Origin of the sequence: Tunturiibacter lichenicola, assembly GCF_051013355.1 — a bacterium.
GTDB lineage: Bacteria > Acidobacteriota > Terriglobia > Terriglobales > Acidobacteriaceae > Edaphobacter > Edaphobacter lichenicola_F.
Window position 1 is genome coordinate 168,525 of the sequence record NZ_CP132944.1, and the last position, 16,249, is coordinate 184,773.

Consider the following 16,249-nt stretch of genomic DNA (forward strand, 5'->3'; position numbering starts at 1 on the left):
CCATGCATTCACCTCACAAGCGCAAATGTCTGAACTTGCCTTCCAATGCCTGCGCCATACCAGCCAGATTCCTCATCCGCTGCAGCACATCTCCAAAAAACTCTTCCCTAGTGCCGCGTCATGGGATATACCTTCCATTCACATGCTCTCCCCGATCGTTAGGCCCGCTCTCTTTGCCCTCTGCCTCCTCTTGCCGACCCTCCAGACTTCGGCCCAGTCCTTCCAGCTCCCGCCGGTCTCTTTCACCGGCGTCCCAGCCCTCTCGCAAGCCGACCTTCTGAAGGTAAGCGGCCTGCACCCGGGCGCAACCGCTACCCAGGCCGACATTCAGGCAGCCGCCCAGCACCTCAGCGACACCGGCCTCTTTTCCGACATCCGCTTCGAATCCAACTCAACCGGACTTGTCTACGCCCTCAACCCAATCCCGCCTGAGAACTCGCTGCCTGCCTCCTTCACCAACTTCGTCTGGTGGTCTCCCGCCGAGCTTAAATCCGCTCTCGCCGCCCGAGTGCCTCTCTACACCGGCATCGTTCCTCTCAATGGCAACCTTCAGGGAGCCATCTCCGCCGCACTCAAAGCCATGGTCGCGGAGAAAGGAGTAACCGCCAACATCGTGGCCATCGCCCAGAGCGACCATCCCGGCGCTACTCCCACATCCATCGCCTTCGCCATCGAGTCACCCCCGATCCGCGTCCAGACTCTAACCCTCGTTCGCACCTCTCCGATCATGCAAACGAAGCTCGATAAGGTAATAAAAGACCAAACCAGTCAGCCCTTCGAGACGAACACGACCCGTCAGGCGATCGCCTCAGCACTCACCTCGGCCTACCACGACAACGGCTACCTCGACATGACCCTCGTCTCCATCACTCAAGGCCCGCCCCAGGTCACCTCTACTGGCGTCGGCCTCGCCATGACCGCAACCATCAACGAAGGCCCCGCATACAGCCTCTTTCAGCTCACATGGCCCGGCTCCGACGTCATCAGTACCGCCGACTTCAACAAACAAGTCAAAATGAAGGCGGGTGATGTCGCCTCCGAAGCAGCTCTCCGCCAAAGTCTGTCGATCATCGCCAACGCCTACTTCGCCAAAGGCTTTCAGGACGCAAAGGTTCAGGCTCCCCCCACCTTCGACCACCTCGGCCACCACGTCTCCTACACCATCGCCGTCGTCCCTGGCCCTCAGTACCGCATCCACGCCATCAAAACAGTCGGCCTCTCTGACGAGCAGCAGAAGCAGTTCAGCTCCGCCTGGGGCATGAACTCCGGCGACATATACGACGCCAACTACGTCAACACCTTTCTGACGAAAAACACATCGCTCAGTACGCTTAGCGGCTACTCCGCCTCCTCCCAGGCTCTCGTCAACCCCGACAGCCATGCCGTCGATCTCACCATCACCTTCGTGAAAGGTGGCACCCCCAACTAAAGCCCACTTCGTAGGGTATGCGGCTTCGCCCAGGCCTCGCGATGGCCGGAAAAGGCATCCATCGCGACCAACGGGAGCGCCAACCGAAGGGGTATACAAGTCACGAAGTGACCGCCCCACGCGCAGTGGGCATTTCCGCGCATCCCGCCATTCCCTGTAAACTTGTACCAGTCATGTTTGAAAACCTAAGCGACAAACTCCAGCGCTCCTTCAAGACCCTCCGCGGCCAGGGCACCATCTCCGACGAGAACGTCTCCGACGCCCTCCGCGAGATCCGCCTCGCCCTCCTCGAGTCCGACGTCAACCTCACCGTCGTCACCGAGCTCATGGAGCACATCCGCACCCGCACCATCGGCGAGCGCGTCGCCACCGCCCTCTCCCCCTCCGAGCAGATCGTCAAAATCGTCCACGACGAACTCATCAACGTCCTCGGCAAAGACACCGCCCGCTTCCAAAAGAGCTCTCAGCCGCCATCAGTCATCCTCATGGCAGGCCTCCAGGGCTCCGGCAAAACGACGACGAGCGGCAAGCTGGCCCAGTGGCTCAAAAAAGCCGGTCACCGCCCCATGCTCGTCTCGGTAGACGTCTACCGTCCCGCCGCTCGCGAGCAGCTCAAAGTCGTAGCAACCAGCATCAGCGCGCAGCTCTACGAAGGCAAGCTGACGGAAGAAAAACCCGGCACCGACGCCGTCCTCCGCCTCGCCAAAGAAGCCAAGCGTGAAGCCGCCAACTACGGCTGCGACATGCTCATCGTCGACACCGCCGGCCGCAACCAGATCGACGCCTCCCTCATGGACGAGATGGCGCAGCTCAAAAAGCTCCTCAACCCCTCCGAGATCCTCTTCGTCGCCGACGCCATGACCGGCCAGGACGCCGTCAACTCCGCCAAGGCCTTCAACGATCTCCTCACCATCACCGGCGCCATCCTCACCAAGATGGACGGCGACGCCCGCGGCGGCGCTGCCCTCTCCATCCGCCACGTGACGGGAGCCCCAATAAAGTTTTTGGGCACGGGCGAAAAGCCCGACGCCTTCGAGCCCTTCCATCCCGACCGCATCGTCTCCCGCATCATGGGTCACGGCGACATCGCCACCCTCCTCGAGCGCGCCGAATCCACCCTCGATCGCGGCAAAGCCGAGCAGTTCGCCAAGAAGGCCCTCTCCGGCGACGGCTTCTCCCTCGAAGACTTCCGCGACCAGCTCCGTCAGATCAAAAAGATGGGCAGCATGAAATCAATCTTAAAAATGCTCCCCTCCGTCGGCCCCTTCGCAGGCATGCAGCAAGCCGTCGAAAACGTAGACGAAGGCCAGTTCACCCGCGTCGAATCCATCATCAACTCCATGACGCAAAAAGAGCGCCTCGACCACGAGATCATCAACGGCAACCGCCGCAAGCGCATCGCAAGAGGCTCAGGCACCACGGTCCAGGACGTCAACAACCTCCTCCGCCAATACGCCCAGATGCGCAAGATGTTCAAGAACATGGGCGGTGGTGGCGGCATTAAAGCCCAGCAACGCATGATGAGCCAAATGCAAGGCCGCCAAAAATTCGGCCGGTAATTCAATCAACTGTCGCACATAATCAAAAAAATCCCGTTATTCTCCTCAAATGAGCATGGATGAAGTACGGTATCAGATCTTTGTAAGTTCGACCTTTAAGGACCTAAAAGAAGAACGAGAAAAAGTGCTCCAAGCGATTTTGGAGCTTAAGGCATTTCCGGCGGGGATGGAACTCTTTCCGTCAGCTGATGAAGAACAGTTTGAGTTCATCAAGCGGGAGATCGATTCGTCTGATTACTACATAGTGATCGTTGCTGGGCGATATGGAAGTGTGGACAAGGATGGCACGAGCTATACCGAGAAGGAGTACGACTATGCGGTTAAAAACAATAAGCCCGTCCTTCGGTTCCTGCATTACGACACTCAAAAACTTACAGGAGAAAAACTCGAGCCTTTGGACATAGGGAAGGAAAAGCTCAAGGCATTCCGAGCAAAGGTTCAATCAAATCGTCTGTGTAAAGAATATGAAAATCCAGACGATCTAAAATCTAAAGTCCTCACTTCCCTCGTGAGTCAGTTTAACTTGAAGCCCATGCGTGGATGGGTGCGGTCCGGACAGACGGCACGCGACGTCTTAGAAAGCGTCAATCGACTACAGCAACATGTCATTGAATTGGAGGCCGAGAATTTGAAACTGCGCGAGCTTCAGACCGACACCGTTAGTCGATTGGCGGGAGGCGAAGAAACGGTCTCGTGGTCACTGGATATGAACGGATTCAACTTCAATAACAGGTGGCCAAAGAACAGAGACCCTTTGGTTTTCGAAAGTACTTGGGATGAAATGCTTGAAGTGGCTTTTCCCGGCGGGAGTTCGCATGTTCTTGCAAATAATGTTGAGCAAAACATTGGAAGACTCATTCTTTCGCGACTAAATGCGCAATCGGAAGATCGCGGTCTTTGGGAAGCAGCGGAACCCTATCTAAAAAAAGATCACCATTACTTTCCGGAATTGAAACCGGTGAAGTTGGTCCTGAATGATATCCATAGGCAATTTGCGGGTCTTGGATTCCTAGAGGAGAACATGGAGACAATCTACATTGACCAGTCTTACGGCGCTGCGCCGTCGCCTAAGACAATGAGCGTCTGGAAGCTTACTCCGCGAGGACAAACACATATGGCGATGATGCGAGGACATCTCCGCGACGAAGTATAGGCGGCAGCACGCTGGGCGGGTATCAGGATAGGTGTGTATGGAGTCGATGGAGAGAACTAGCAAAGACCTCGGCAGCCTTGACGTAAGCATCACCCTGCAACTTAACAATTCCCACGCCAAAGAAACATCCGAGCTGGACCTCGCGCACCTAACCACGCTCCTGGGCATGGCTTTTTATGCGAAAGGTATCGATCAGGGAAGGACAGCTTTCTTGATCGCGCTTTACCACACCGCTCCATACCAAAATCCCAACTTCGCATGGTTCAAAAGTGCGTACCAATCATTCGTCTACATAGATCGCATCGTAGTCGCAGAGTTTGCGCGCGGCCAAGGAATTGCCAGGCTACTCTACGAAGATTTATTTGCTGCCGCGCATAACGCCGGAGTACCCCGGATCGTCTGCGAAGTGAACTCGGAGCCACCCAACCCCGCATCGGACGCGTTCCATCTCGCAATGGGCTTCGAAAAAGTTGGACAAGCCGTTCTCTACAACGGCGCAAAGGCCGTGAACTACTTCGCAAAGAATCTAGGTTGAGCTATACATTTGGCACACTACAGTAAGATTTTGGGCATGCCAAAAGTCAACTACTTTTCTATTCCTGTCGATATTCCCGAGAGGGCAATCGACTTCTATCAGAAAGTCTTTGGATGGCGCTTCGAAACCGGCTGGGAATACGACACTCCGCAGGGCCGCGAGAAGCATTGGAACATAATCACAGGTGACCACTCCTCCGCTGGCATCAACGGCGGACTCACTCGACGCGAATATCCCGGACAACCCATCGGTATCGGAATCGAAGTTCCATCCGTCGATGCATACACCGATCTCATCGAGAAGAACGGCGGAAAGACGCTGGTGCCCAAGGTAGCTATCCCCGGTGTCGCATGGTTCGCCTTTTGTCAGGATTCGGAGGGCAACTCCATCCCAATCTACCAGCCCGATCCAACGGCAAGATAGAGCACGAACCGCTTCCTTCCCTCGCCTAAAATGGCCCCTTGAGACCGGTGTCGTTCAACGCTTCTGGTACGGATGGAAGATGTAGTCCTTCGCCTTCACGGCCACATGGCATTTGGTCCCGCAGTTTACCGGGCTGGGATCCGCCGTGAACTTGTCCGATGCGGCATCGTAGTTGAACACCGCGTATCCCCATCCGCCGTCGTCTTTCGAAAATCTCTTGCTGTCCTTCTCCATAACGAAGGCCTGCTTAAAGATATCCGGCACATCCACGACGAAAGGCGCCTCTGTACTCTTCTTCGGCTTCCACTGAAGCTTAGCGATCTTGGAGCCATCCGGAAAAGGCTTGCCATTGCCCGGATAACCATCCTTGTACGCCTGAATCATGATCGGATTCGCAACGATCACCTTAAGCACTTCGTCCGTCCGGGCGGACGAGACCACGGACCAGTCCTCGTATCCCTTGAAGTCGGAGAATGCGACTCCGCCCGGCGATATCAGCGAGTACTTGTCCTGAGCGTAAAAACCCGTGGCAGTGAATACGGAGAGCACTGCCGTGGCTATCGCAATCGTGAGCTTGCCTTTGCGCTGCATGGCTGATCCCTTCTTAACGAGGATTCCCCTTGGAGCTGGCCCGATGCAGCACAGCGTATCACACGCCCACCACTCTCTGATTTACCGGCAGCGGGTGGACATCACCTCATCTCCTCCACCGTCCCATCCGACCACGTCATCACCGGAACCATAAACGTGGTCACCGGCTCAGGAGCTCCCTGCGTGGCGTAGACCGGCGACCCATCGAGGTTCGCGCCCCACTTTGCCGCCTCCGTGGTCGGAAGGAAGAACATCACATGCGGATGCCAGTGGCCGACACTGTCGTTCAAATAACCTTGCTTCGACATCATGTAGCACATCGCCCCCTCCTCAGGCACCCCAATGACCTTCGTCGCCACCGCCTCTTTCATCCGTGCCTCCACCTGATCCTTCGGCAACCCCGACAGCACCAACTCCGTCCTCTTCAGGTACGCGGGCATCACCGACCGCGCAGCAGCCGCATTGAAGCAGTGTGGCGCGCGCAGCTTCGGATTCCAGAACTGAGGATCGTCGAAGTTGGTAGCCCACGAGCGCTCGACCAGGCACACAAAGCCATTCGTCCCCTTCGCCGCCGTCTCGTACCCACGGCTGCCGAGCACCATCACCTCGGCATCATGGCTCACCGACGCATTCGCCGCACTGCGAGCCAGAGCAACCTCCTCCGCCACGCTCGCCACGCGGTACTGTTCAATGGGTGCCATGGCAGGGTACGGCGTCTTCGCTCCCTGTCCCCAGCCGACACCAGCCGCACCAAGAAGAACCACACCACACACCATGCCAGACACGATCGTTCCAACCATTCGATTCGCCATTGCACCAGCCTCCTTGAAGTTCGCTTCACCTGCTTCGGTCGTTATTCCTTACATGTGAGACCGCTCACACGCAGCAATGTTATGCCGATGTCACAAATCTCTACGTTGCCTCATGGCCGCATGCCATCTAACCGGATGGAATGCGAAGACCCTACGCAAACTCCGATGGCGGCTCAGGAATCAGCAACTACGAGATACTCGGCTCCGCCATCATCATCGAGTTCGTCCACGCAAAGTATCGCTACGTCTACGACAACACGAGACCCGGCCCCGAGCACGTCAAAGCCATGATGACTCTCGCAAAACAAGGCCGAGGCCTGGCGACCTACATCAACCAGCACGTAGGCTCCTCTTACGCCTACAGAATGCCCCTGTAAAGCCACCAAGCAACCATCAAAAGCACAGATAACACCACGATCCGTCCCCATAATCCCACCCTCGTGCTCGCGCAAAACCACAGAAACTCACGTCACAGCGCCGACTCGCCCCATAAACTCGGCTTGACCAACCAAAAAAACCACCGAAAAATCCCCTGTCAACCCCAAAAAGCGACAAAACCCGCTCCAGACGGGCGTTTTCGCGTGGCGTATCACCCCATCTCGTTCCGATATCCTGTTAACAGGCGTTGGAAGAGTCGAATAGCCATTTAATTCCAAAATCGCCAGTAAGTGCTTATCTTGCTATATTTTGCATGCAAGCCATTTGTTATCAATATTTTACGAACATATAGCTTATGTAATCGCTTGATAACAATAAACTTACACGCAAGATACCCCGGAGGGGGAGGGGGTACCCACCTGCATCCCGAAACTTTAAACAAAAATCATTTGTTTACGCGTTGACAACAAAATCTGCATCACACCTTCCATCTGGCGAAACTTCGCCGAACGGAGAAAAACTAAGATGCTTATCATTTTGCTCATTCTGATTCTGGTGTTCGGCTTTGGCGGCTATCGCATGGGACCTGGACTCGGATACTACGGCGGCGGCGGAATCAGCCTCATCCTGCTCATCGTCCTCATCTTGTTGCTTATGAAGGTCATATAGCCGCTGAAGGGCCCGTTCCCGCATAGCGACAAGCGGAGAATGGGCCAAATCAGCACCCTCCTGCACGTCCCTCCAAAGCACCCTAGTTGAGACTATCTTCGCAACACGCTACGATAGGCGTGGACAAGCGCGTACATGACAACCCCGATCAAGACCCGCAACACCCGCCAGAAAGACGCCATTCGCGCCGCATTCCTCGAAGCCAACCGCCCGCTCTCCCCCGACGAAGCCCTCGCACTCGCCCAGAAAGAGGTCGACGCCCTCAGCATCGCCACCGTCTACCGCAACATCGGCAACCTCGTCGACGACAGCTGGCTACAGCCGGTCGACATCCCCGGACACTCCACCCGCTACGAGGTAGCCGGCAAAGTCCACCACCACCACTTCCAGTGCAACAGCTGCGGCACCGTCCACGAACTAGAAGGCTGCGAGATACAAACCAAACCCAAACTCCCTCGCGGATTCAAGTACACCAGCCACGAGTTCTTCGTCTACGGTACCTGCTCCTCCTGTACCAAGTAACCCAAGGCAAAGCGGCTTCGTCTGCGATAAGTCAAAGCGTCCACGCGAGTGGCTCAGTGGCGCAGCCGTAACTCCTGCCCGACTCAATCCCTACCGCTTCGACCCACCCAACAGCGACCCTAACACTCCACGAACCAACTGCCGCCCGACAGTACTCCCCATCGTCCGCGCAGCACTCTTCACCATTGCCTGCACAACGGTATCCCCGCGCCGCGAGTTTCCCTGCCCCAGTACTCCCCCCAGTGCCGTGCCTGCGGCCTCCAACCCTCCCAACCAACCCGATCCCGAATTTGCTGGGTTCCCTGGCGTAGCTGCCCCACCCGAAGCCACGACCTTTCCCTTCAACTTTTCATATGCCGATTCGCGATCCACAACAGTCTCATACACCCCTGCCACCACCGAACTTCTGATGATGGCCGCCCTCTGTTCCAACGTTATAGGTCCAATCTGGCTGTGGGGAGGGCAAATCATCGCCCGCTCCACCATCCCCGGAATCCCCTTCTCATCTAGGAATGAGACAAGCGCTTCCCCCACTCCCAGCTCCGTAATCACAGCTTCCACATTTAACTTCGGATTTGCTCGAAACGTCTGCGCCGCTGCCTTCACAGCCTTTTGATCTCGTGGTGAAAAAGCCCGCAACGCATGTTGCACCCGATTGCCTAACTGACTCAACACGGTATCTGGTACGTCGATCGGATTTTGAGTTACGAAGAAGACTCCGACACCCTTCGACCGAATCAATCGCACCACTTGTTCAATGCGATTCTGCAAAACCGATGGCAGATCGTTGAACAAAAGGTGCGCCTCATCGAAGAAGAAGACAAGCTTCGGCTTTTCCAAATCCCCTACCTCTGGCAGCTTCTCAAACAACTCACTCATCAGCCAAAGCAAGAACGTTGCATATAACTGCGGCGACTGAAGGAGCTGGTCAGCCGCGAGAATATTCACAACTCCGTTGCCTTTAGAATCCGTCTGCAACAGGTCTTCAATATTCAGTGCTGGCTCACCAAAAAACAGGCCTCCACCTTGTTGCTCCAACGAAACCAACCCACGCTGGATCGCGCCGATACTCGCGGCAGAGATATTCCCATATTGCGTCTGATACTCCTTCGAACTTTCTCCAACATGCTGCAGCATCGCTTGCATATCCTTCATGTCGAGCAGCAACAGCCCGCTGTCGTCGGCGATCTTGAACACCAGCGTCAACACACCTGTCTGCGTATCATTCAAATTCAGAACTCTGCTCAACAGCAGCGGCCCCATCTCGCTCACCGTTGCTCTTACAGGATGTCCCTGCTTTCCAAATACATCCCAGAACACCACGGGGCAACCGGCGAAACTCCACTCCTTCAGCCCCAAGGCATTCACGCGAGCATCAAACTTTGGCGAATTTTTCCCGGCCTGAGATATTCCTGATAGATCTCCTTTCACATCCGCCGCAAACACTGGAATTCCGACAGAACTCATCGCTTCCGCCATCACCTGTAACGTGACCGTCTTACCTGTACCAGTCGCTCCTGCGACTAATCCATGCCGATTCGTCATCCCCGGCAGCAAATAAAGCTCATCCGCACCCTTTGCAATCATCGGCATCTCGACCATCGATCACTCCTCCATCTGCGCTAACTGCCTGAAGACTACACGCCGCCCAGTCAACGTCCAAGCCTGCCACGCTTCTCCATCTTCACCACCTGAATCGACTCCCCACCAGCCACAGGCACGTCTATACGATTAACCTCTCGATACCCTTTGAGTGAATAAAGCTCAACACCAGTCAACGTGCTCCCCATCTCGAATCGCTCAAATCCATATGCCATTGCAGCCTCCTCAGCAGCCTGTAAGATCAGGCTCCCAAGTCCCATCCGCGCGAAATCAGGATGGACAAATATTGCCCGGATCTTCGCCGCATCCACCGTTACGTCCAGCCTCTCCGGAGCTATATGTTCTACCTGATGATCCCCACCGTATAACGTCTTCCTAAAACTCCACCCGCCACATCCTGCCAGCCTTCCATCTTCGACAGTGGCCACAAAATATGTTCCGTCAACAATCAGTCGGCTATCTATCGTGAACACTGTAGCCAGTGCTCCTTCCCTCTGTGCAGCCGAGTAATCCTTCGCCTGCAACCTGCGCACCGAGGCTTCAATCAACGCACGAATCGCCGCAACATCATTCGTAGTTGCCAATCGGAGATGAAATGTCCCCATGTGCAAAGTATAAAAGCCTACAGGGTAGCTCGGATCCCTCTTCCATCTCCACTCACATATACAAATTTCCTTGTCTCCTTAGTCGATTTCTCGCTGACTTGATGCGCAGTAGATTTTGCCGTCAAAAATCGATCAGCTCACCTTGTCCGAGCTCTGTTCTGCGTACTACACTCCACCCATGACGCTTACTATGTCTCGTTCCCTCAGTCTCTTTGCGGCTGCCTTACTCCTCCCTCTCGCTACGGCCTCGGCGCATGCACAGGAATGGGCGAAAGCCCGTCTCGACGCCTCCCCCCGACATCACGAATACGTCCCACTGAAACATGGTGACCGCACCGTTCAGGCTTTCGTTGTCTATCCTGAGGTTAAGACCAAAGCCCCCGTCGTTATTCTCATCCACGAGATCTTTGGCCTAAGCGATTGGGCGAAAGAGATGGCCGACGAACTCGCGGCACAAGGCTTCATCGTCGTCGCACCGGATCTCCTCACAGGTTTCGGCCCCAACGGCGGTGGCTCCTCTGAGTTCCAAAGCCAGGACGCCGCCGTTAAAGCTGTTTCCGGTCTTGACCCCGCAGTCGTCAACGCTGACCTCGACGCTGCCGCCGACTACGGCAAGCACCTCCCTGCGGGCAACGGAAAGATCGCCTCTGCCGGCTTCTGTTGGGGAGGCGGAAAATCATTCGCCTTCGCCGCACACCGCAAAGACCTCTCCGCCGCCTTCGTATTCTATGGCCCCGGTCCATCTGACGTCACCACCATCATCGCACCTGTCTATGGCTTTTACGCCGGTAACGACGCTCGGATTGGTGCCACGCTCCCCGCGACCACCGAGGCCATGAAGGCTGCGGGCAAAAAATACGAACCCGTGACTTATGAAGGCGCAGGCCACGGATTCATGCGCGCAGGCGAAGACCCGTCTAATACTGTTCCCGGCAACAAGACGGCCCGCGAACAGAGCTTCACCCGCTTAGTAACTCTAATCAAGGAGATGAAGGCCGCACCCTCAGCCTCCAACGCCACACATAACAAAATAGCAGCCGAAAAGGCGGAGGCTGCCATTCATTGCCATGACGAAAAAGCCACCGGCGATACTATGCAGACAGCTGCAATAATGTAGTTGTGGCTGCCTCGCTTAACATCTCGCTCCAGGACCAACTCGACCGCATCACGCAAAATACCCGCGCTCTCGTCCAGCCCGAACGTCTTGCGGTCTCCGAAAAAGCGACCGAGAATCTGTTCAACACCGGTATAGAAGCCCTCATCCTAAAGGCCGGAGCGCAAGCTCCGGCTTTCACACTCGAGGATGCTCTCACCCGCAAACCCGTCAGCTCCGTTGACCTCCTCGCCCTCGCCCCGCTCGTCGTCAGCTTCTTCCGCGGTCGCTGGGACCCCTACTGTGTCACTGAACTTGAAGCCTGGCGCGACCTCCACTCAGATCTGCGCAAGTCTGGAGCCCTCTTCATAGCCATCTCTCCCCAGACCACTCGCCAGAACGGTTTCACTCTCGAGCAGTATGGCCTTCCCTACCCCCTCCTCTCCGACCCTGGAGCAACTCTCGCTGAGCAATTTGGCATCGCTCACACCATACCGCAAGATCTCCGGCGCTACTATCAATCCATCCTCATCAATATTCCTTTCAACAACGCAGGCCTCAGCTACCATAACGCCACCGAAGCCAGTTGGCGTCTTCCACTGCCGGCTGTCTTCGTCATCGACAGCAGCAACACCATCGTTTTCAGCGAAGCTCACGCCGACTTCCGTGTTCGCCCTGAACCCGTGGACATCTTCTCCGCACTAGAGATTTAGAAAACTCTATTCTCCGTGCGCGTTCTCACGCGTCACACGCCCCAAAAAACTAATTAGGATATTTTCCCGCACCATCAACTGTGCCGACTGATATCTTGCGGTAATTGAAACGTGCGTTTATCGTATAAGTAGTCCGCCTATCGAACACTCTGTTTGACAGTGCAACGGAAAAGGGATCTGCATGAGCTTTATTTCTCCCCAACCCCTCCCCTCTGTTACTCCTCCTGCCGCGACCGTCCCTCCAACAACAAAGCCCACCCCTGCCGCAGCTCTAGACGTCTACACCGGCGACCCCAACTTCATGACCTCCCTGGCTCGCGGCCTCATAGTCATTCAGGCATTTACCCAGCAGTCCCCACAGATGACCATCTCTCAGTTGAGCGTAAGGACGGGTCTCTCCCGCGCCGCCGTCCGCCGGTGCCTCTATACCCTCACAAAACTTGGCTTCGCCGGTGCGGAAGACGGTTCTCGCTACTCTCTACGACCGCGCATGCTCACCCTTTCCCACACTTACACGACGTCAAACACCCTTGCCACGGCCGCGCAACCCATCCTCGAACGCATGTCTGCCGCTCTTCGCGAGTCATTCTCAGTGGCTACGCTTGACGGCGAAGACATCGTTTACATCGCTCGGACACAAGTGAGCCGCGTCATGGCCGTCGATCTGCATATTGGGAGCCGTTTACCCGCGTACTGCACCAGCATGGGGCGAGTGCTTCTCGCCTACCTCCCCACCGAGCAACTGGAGCAGTACCTCGCGAAAGCCGTTCTCACACCCCACACCACTCGTACCATCACCACGATCGAAAAGCTTCGTCTCGCCTTGCGCAACGTCCGTCGCAACGGCTACGCTCTCGTCGACCAAGAGTACGAAGTCGGCCTCCGCTCTCTGGCGGTCCCTGTCTACGCCTCTTCAGGTCGTGTTGTCGCGACGGTAAACCTCAGCGGAAATGCCCCTCGTCTCTCCGTCCTTGAAATGCAAAGCCGCTACCTCAGCTATCTTCGCAACGCTGCCAACGAACTGAGCGTCTTTCTGAACTAAGGTTTGAGACGTCGCCTGCGCACACCCGGCTGTGACGAAGATCTCTACAAGTTCCTTCGTCGGCAGCAAGTTCGTATAGCCAACAACAGTCCCCCGCAGGAGCGCGACACATATCTCGCTCGTGCCTACATCGAAATACGTCTTCTTATACCGGAGCTACACATCGCGCAAACAAAGCGCCGACACTGGTCTCAACGACCACGCTTCCACCTCCAGAGGGCATCACCACAGCCTTCCCGAGACTCAACTCCACGTCTCCATCAATCGTCTTAACTACGCCTCCTCCAGCCAAACCGACAAGACATCCTGGGCCAGAGAAAGAAACATTGATTTCACCCGCAGCAGCCACTTCAAATCGATCGACAGTGAAGTACTTCTGCTCAATTAGCCGCGTAAATCCATCCATCATCCGCGGCGCAACCTTTCCTGCCTGCGTTTTGCTCTTCAGTACCTGCAAGCCCTTCTCCAGATGCAACTCACGCGGGCGACCATAGTCGTACAGCCGATAGGTCACGTCGCTGGTCTGCTGGGTTTCAAGCAACACCACTCCGGGCCCAATCGCGTGCACGGTTCCTGCATCGACAAACAACATATCCCCCACAGCCACCGGCACGTGCTCCATCAGAGACTCCATGGTTCCACTCTCAACTGACGCCGCGACCTCCTTTGCCCCCACACCAGGTTTCAATCCCAGGGCAACAGTCGCGTTCTGCTCCGCCTCCAACACATACCAGCACTCAGTTTTGCCCCGCGTCTCTCCTAGCGCTTTTGCCTGTGCATCATCCGGATGGACTTGAACCGAAAGCTTATCAGCAGGAAACAATATCTTCACAAGTAGCGGAAATTCTCCACCCAACTGCTCCCCGACAGAAGCCAGGGTCTGTCCCGCAAGCGGCCCAGTCTCCACCACGCACTGCGGCCCGGTCAACCAAGCCTCTCCTACCAACTCTGTCGTCCCTGTCTCCGCATACCAAGGTGTCAGATCTTTCTTGCCCCAGACACGCTCACTAAACCACGGCTTCAACCCAAATGGTGCAACGCCAGTCATCATCATCATCCTTTTGTTCATCTTCCATTGCTCTTGCATGTCTTCCTCAAAGCAAAAGCGTTACCTTCATGCTAGCCCAAGTAACACCTTCAGGGAGCATTACAAAAGTCTTACACCACGTCCCTCTTCATCCTGTTAGCGTCAGTATCAGTGGTTCAAGGACAGCGAAAAAGATATGACTCCTCTTAGCACAATTGAAGCAACCCCGGTAAAGGCGCCGAAGCTTGCGGCCGTCGTTCCAGCCGTTGCAGAAGTGACCCAGAAGATCAAGCAGGACCTGCGCATGGGCCGCGAGCATCAGCAGGGCCGCATCAACTGGATTACCACCATCGCTATGGGCCTCTTCCATGTCGGAGCCATTGCCGCTCTATTTTTCTTCTCATGGAAAAATCTGGCCGCCTTCTTCGTCATGTATTTTTTCGCGATCAATATCGGCATCGGTGTGGCATATCATCGCCTTCTCACTCATCGCGGCTATCGCGTTCCCAAGTGGGTAGAATACTTCGTTACCATGTGTGGCTGCCTTGCGCTTGAGGGTGGGCCCATCTTTTGGGTTGCCACCCACCGCGTACACCACCAGAACTCCGACCACGAGGGCGACCCTCACACACCGCACGACGGGACCTGGTGGGCCCACGCAGGCTGGATCCTCTCCGGTCGCGCCCTTCACTCCGAAACTGCTCTCTTGGGCCGCTACGCCCCTGATCTCACCAAAGATCCGGTCCACGTTTGGCTCAGCAAATATCATTGGATTCCGCTCGTCGTTACCGGCGTCCTACAAATTGCCCTCGGAGCAGTTCTAGCGCCTGCCGGTCACCACATCGTCGGTGCCCTGGGTATGCTCCTCTGGGGGACCTTCCTCCGCGTCACCATCGGCCTTCACGCTACCTGGCTCGTCAACTCCGCCACCCATCTCTGGGGCAAACGCCGCTTTGAGACCAAAGATGACTCTCGCAACAACTGGTGGGTAGCCATTCTCACCGGCGGCGAAGGCTGGCACAACAACCACCACGCCCATCCCGTCAGCGCTCGCCACGGTCTAGCGTGGTATGAGTTCGACATCAACTACTACTGCATTTGGGTTCTCAGCAAAATCGGCCTCGCCGAAAAGATCCAGATCGCCAAGTTCGATTCGAAGAACCCCAAACCAGCTGGGGTCATCTAGTCCATTATTCAGCAAAAGATAAAAGGCCGTCATCCCAAAGGTGACGGCCTTTCTTATTTCTGCATCCAATATCGACAAGCATTCGTTACACAGTTATCCTCATTCCGAACGACCACCGATACCAAGGGCCAGTGACAATCTTTATCTTGAAAGAGGCAAGATGGCACGTATAACGAAATTAGTCCTGATGGCCGCCATCCTTATTGCAGCCGCGTTCGCCGCATCTTCATCCGCACCTGCGCAGCAAGGGTACGGCCAGGGCTATGGCCCCCCACCCAAGATCACCTGTTCATCCAACGACGGCAAAAGGAACTATTGCAACATCGGCGGAAGCCGCGATGCTCGTCTCGTTCGCCAGATTAGTGGCTCTCCCTGCATCCAGGGCAGTACCTGGGGCGTAGACCGGGGCGGCCTGTGGGTCGACCGTGGCTGCCGCGCCGAGTTCATTGTCGGCCGTGGAGGTCCACCACCATCCCAAATCGTTACCTGCTCCTCAAACGACGGCAAACGAAACTGGTGTGACATAGGGTCCAGCCGCGACGTCCGCTTAACCCGCCAGATCAGCGGCTCCCCCTGTGTTCAGGGTAGTACGTGGGGCCTCGACCGTCGTGGACTATGGGTTGACCGTGGTTGCCGCGCGGACTTCCGTGTTCGTTGACCAAACCAAATGGGAGTACCCGAATTTGATATGGCTCCAATCCCACTAGCCTAAACGGCTACACTTGAAACCGGCTTTAAAACTGAGCCTTGCTATGGCTTTTGTTACACCCCGACGTCGTAGAGCCCTTTTAGCAAACTGCCGCATCTTTCAACAAGCGTCCACATTCTTGTGGAACGGCAAATCGATTGTTGGCATAGCCTTACCCGCCGAAATCACTGTTCCGACCAGCTTCAATACTTGTGACCATCA

Annotated in this window: 18 protein-coding genes; 13 read left to right on the top strand and 5 right to left on the bottom strand. The window is 55.9% G+C overall.

The features are described from left to right. Positions 1 to 25: 25 nt before the first annotated feature. The 5 genes from RBB82_RS00765 to RBB82_RS00785 all read left to right on the top strand — a co-directional run bounded on the left by RBB82_RS00765 (position 26) and on the right by RBB82_RS00785 (position 5,099). A complete protein-coding gene (locus tag RBB82_RS00765) occupies positions 26 to 1,429 on the top strand; it encodes a POTRA domain-containing protein (RefSeq protein WP_433973213.1) in 1,404 nt (467 codons plus the stop codon). A gap of 173 nt (positions 1,430 to 1,602) precedes the next feature. After that, entirely contained in the window at positions 1,603 to 2,988 is a 1,386-nt protein-coding gene (ffh, locus tag RBB82_RS00770; RefSeq protein ID WP_433975454.1) for a signal recognition particle protein, read from the top strand. A gap of 55 nt (positions 2,989 to 3,043) precedes the next feature. Next, complete coding sequence (locus RBB82_RS00775) at positions 3,044 to 4,141, top strand: DUF4062 domain-containing protein (RefSeq protein ID WP_433973214.1); 1,098 nt, start codon at positions 3,044 to 3,046, stop codon at positions 4,139 to 4,141. Between the two features lie 46 nt (positions 4,142 to 4,187). Next, the gene (locus tag RBB82_RS00780) at positions 4,188 to 4,676 is read left to right on the top strand and encodes a GNAT family N-acetyltransferase (protein WP_433973215.1); all 489 of its coding nucleotides are present in this window, start codon (positions 4,188 to 4,190) and stop codon (positions 4,674 to 4,676) included. 36 nt (positions 4,677 to 4,712) lie between these two features. Continuing rightward, positions 4,713 to 5,099 carry a VOC family protein gene (locus RBB82_RS00785; RefSeq protein WP_433973216.1) on the top strand — a complete coding sequence of 129 codons (387 nt, stop codon included), beginning with the start codon at positions 4,713 to 4,715 and terminating at the stop codon, positions 5,097 to 5,099. Between the two features lie 54 nt (positions 5,100 to 5,153). Here RBB82_RS00785 and RBB82_RS00790 read toward each other — a convergent pair whose 3' ends face one another. Beyond that, the gene (locus tag RBB82_RS00790; RefSeq protein WP_433973217.1) at positions 5,154 to 5,690 is read right to left on the bottom strand and encodes a cytochrome P460 family protein; all 537 of its coding nucleotides are present in this window, start codon (positions 5,688 to 5,690) and stop codon (positions 5,154 to 5,156) included. A 101-nt stretch (positions 5,691 to 5,791) separates the two neighbouring features. After that, on the bottom strand, positions 5,792 to 6,502 hold the full coding sequence (locus tag RBB82_RS00795) for a hypothetical protein (RefSeq protein WP_433973218.1): 711 nt from the start codon (positions 6,500 to 6,502) through the stop codon (positions 5,792 to 5,794). A gap of 140 nt (positions 6,503 to 6,642) precedes the next feature. Here RBB82_RS00795 and RBB82_RS00800 point away from each other — a divergent pair, with 140 nt between their 5' ends. The 3 genes from RBB82_RS00800 to RBB82_RS00810 all read left to right on the top strand — a co-directional run bounded on the left by RBB82_RS00800 (position 6,643) and on the right by RBB82_RS00810 (position 8,071). Continuing rightward, a complete protein-coding gene (locus RBB82_RS00800) occupies positions 6,643 to 6,879 on the top strand; it encodes a hypothetical protein (RefSeq protein ID WP_433973219.1) in 237 nt (78 codons plus the stop codon). Between the two features lie 526 nt (positions 6,880 to 7,405). Then, positions 7,406 to 7,549 (top strand): DUF3309 family protein, encoded by a 144-nt coding sequence (locus RBB82_RS00805; RefSeq protein WP_260739897.1) that lies wholly within the window; start codon positions 7,406 to 7,408, stop codon positions 7,547 to 7,549. 135 nt (positions 7,550 to 7,684) lie between these two features. Then, entirely contained in the window at positions 7,685 to 8,071 is a 387-nt protein-coding gene (locus RBB82_RS00810; protein WP_433973220.1) for a Fur family transcriptional regulator, read from the top strand. Positions 8,072 to 8,161: 90 nt separating this feature from the next. Here RBB82_RS00810 and RBB82_RS00815 read toward each other — a convergent pair whose 3' ends face one another. Together RBB82_RS00815 and RBB82_RS00820 are read right to left on the bottom strand one after the other, a co-directional pair. Further along, on the bottom strand, positions 8,162 to 9,673 hold the full coding sequence (locus tag RBB82_RS00815; protein WP_433973221.1) for a helicase HerA-like C-terminal domain-containing protein: 1,512 nt from the start codon (positions 9,671 to 9,673) through the stop codon (positions 8,162 to 8,164). A gap of 50 nt (positions 9,674 to 9,723) precedes the next feature. Next, the gene (locus RBB82_RS00820; RefSeq protein WP_433973222.1) at positions 9,724 to 10,257 is read right to left on the bottom strand and encodes a GNAT family N-acetyltransferase; all 534 of its coding nucleotides are present in this window, start codon (positions 10,255 to 10,257) and stop codon (positions 9,724 to 9,726) included. A gap of 211 nt (positions 10,258 to 10,468) precedes the next feature. Between RBB82_RS00820 and RBB82_RS00825 the strand changes: the two genes are divergently transcribed. The 3 genes from RBB82_RS00825 to RBB82_RS00835 all read left to right on the top strand — a co-directional run bounded on the left by RBB82_RS00825 (position 10,469) and on the right by RBB82_RS00835 (position 13,126). Further along, positions 10,469 to 11,395, top strand: a complete 927-nt coding sequence (locus tag RBB82_RS00825; protein ID WP_433973223.1) for a dienelactone hydrolase family protein — start codon at positions 10,469 to 10,471, stop codon at positions 11,393 to 11,395. 2 nt (positions 11,396 to 11,397) lie between these two features. Beyond that, entirely contained in the window at positions 11,398 to 12,084 is a 687-nt protein-coding gene (locus RBB82_RS00830; protein WP_433973224.1) for a peroxiredoxin-like family protein, read from the top strand. Positions 12,085 to 12,265: 181 nt separating this feature from the next. Then, the gene (locus tag RBB82_RS00835; protein ID WP_433973225.1) at positions 12,266 to 13,126 is read left to right on the top strand and encodes an IclR family transcriptional regulator domain-containing protein; all 861 of its coding nucleotides are present in this window, start codon (positions 12,266 to 12,268) and stop codon (positions 13,124 to 13,126) included. 145 nt (positions 13,127 to 13,271) lie between these two features. On the opposite strand, the gene RBB82_RS00840 is transcribed toward RBB82_RS00835, so the two are convergent. After that, positions 13,272 to 14,195 (bottom strand): type I phosphomannose isomerase catalytic subunit, encoded by a 924-nt coding sequence (locus RBB82_RS00840; RefSeq protein WP_433973226.1) that lies wholly within the window; start codon positions 14,193 to 14,195, stop codon positions 13,272 to 13,274. A gap of 154 nt (positions 14,196 to 14,349) precedes the next feature. Between RBB82_RS00840 and RBB82_RS00845 the strand changes: the two genes are divergently transcribed. Together RBB82_RS00845 and RBB82_RS00850 are read left to right on the top strand one after the other, a co-directional pair. Then, entirely contained in the window at positions 14,350 to 15,339 is a 990-nt protein-coding gene (locus RBB82_RS00845) for an acyl-CoA desaturase (protein ID WP_433973227.1), read from the top strand. Between the two features lie 160 nt (positions 15,340 to 15,499). Further along, complete coding sequence (locus RBB82_RS00850; protein ID WP_433973228.1) at positions 15,500 to 15,997, top strand: DUF3011 domain-containing protein; 498 nt, start codon at positions 15,500 to 15,502, stop codon at positions 15,995 to 15,997. Positions 15,998 to 16,249: the final 252 nt, after the last annotated feature.

What these genes read in the sequence shown, in the direction of transcription:
- RBB82_RS00765 (WP_433973213.1), top strand. Translation starts at nt 26, where the DNA reads ATGTCTGAACTTGCCTTCCAATGCCTGCGCCATACCAGCCAGATTCCT.
- ffh (WP_433975454.1), top strand. Translation starts at nt 1,603, where the DNA reads ATGTTTGAAAACCTAAGCGACAAACTCCAGCGCTCCTTCAAGACCCTC.
- RBB82_RS00775 (WP_433973214.1), top strand. Translation starts at nt 3,044, where the DNA reads ATGGATGAAGTACGGTATCAGATCTTTGTAAGTTCGACCTTTAAGGAC.
- RBB82_RS00780 (WP_433973215.1), top strand. Translation starts at nt 4,188, where the DNA reads ATGGAGAGAACTAGCAAAGACCTCGGCAGCCTTGACGTAAGCATCACC.
- RBB82_RS00785 (WP_433973216.1), top strand. Translation starts at nt 4,713, where the DNA reads ATGCCAAAAGTCAACTACTTTTCTATTCCTGTCGATATTCCCGAGAGG.
- RBB82_RS00790 (WP_433973217.1), bottom strand. Translation starts at nt 5,690, where the DNA reads ATGCAGCGCAAAGGCAAGCTCACGATTGCGATAGCCACGGCAGTGCTC.
- RBB82_RS00795 (WP_433973218.1), bottom strand. Translation starts at nt 6,502, where the DNA reads ATGGCGAATCGAATGGTTGGAACGATCGTGTCTGGCATGGTGTGTGGT.
- RBB82_RS00800 (WP_433973219.1), top strand. Translation starts at nt 6,643, where the DNA reads ATGCGAAGACCCTACGCAAACTCCGATGGCGGCTCAGGAATCAGCAAC.
- RBB82_RS00805 (WP_260739897.1), top strand. Translation starts at nt 7,406, where the DNA reads ATGCTTATCATTTTGCTCATTCTGATTCTGGTGTTCGGCTTTGGCGGC.
- RBB82_RS00810 (WP_433973220.1), top strand. Translation starts at nt 7,685, where the DNA reads ATGACAACCCCGATCAAGACCCGCAACACCCGCCAGAAAGACGCCATT.
- RBB82_RS00815 (WP_433973221.1), bottom strand. Translation starts at nt 9,673, where the DNA reads ATGGTCGAGATGCCGATGATTGCAAAGGGTGCGGATGAGCTTTATTTG.
- RBB82_RS00825 (WP_433973223.1), top strand. Translation starts at nt 10,469, where the DNA reads ATGTCTCGTTCCCTCAGTCTCTTTGCGGCTGCCTTACTCCTCCCTCTC.
- RBB82_RS00835 (WP_433973225.1), top strand. Translation starts at nt 12,266, where the DNA reads ATGAGCTTTATTTCTCCCCAACCCCTCCCCTCTGTTACTCCTCCTGCC.
- RBB82_RS00840 (WP_433973226.1), bottom strand. Translation starts at nt 14,195, where the DNA reads ATGAACAAAAGGATGATGATGATGACTGGCGTTGCACCATTTGGGTTG.
- RBB82_RS00845 (WP_433973227.1), top strand. Translation starts at nt 14,350, where the DNA reads ATGACTCCTCTTAGCACAATTGAAGCAACCCCGGTAAAGGCGCCGAAG.
- RBB82_RS00850 (WP_433973228.1), top strand. Translation starts at nt 15,500, where the DNA reads ATGGCACGTATAACGAAATTAGTCCTGATGGCCGCCATCCTTATTGCA.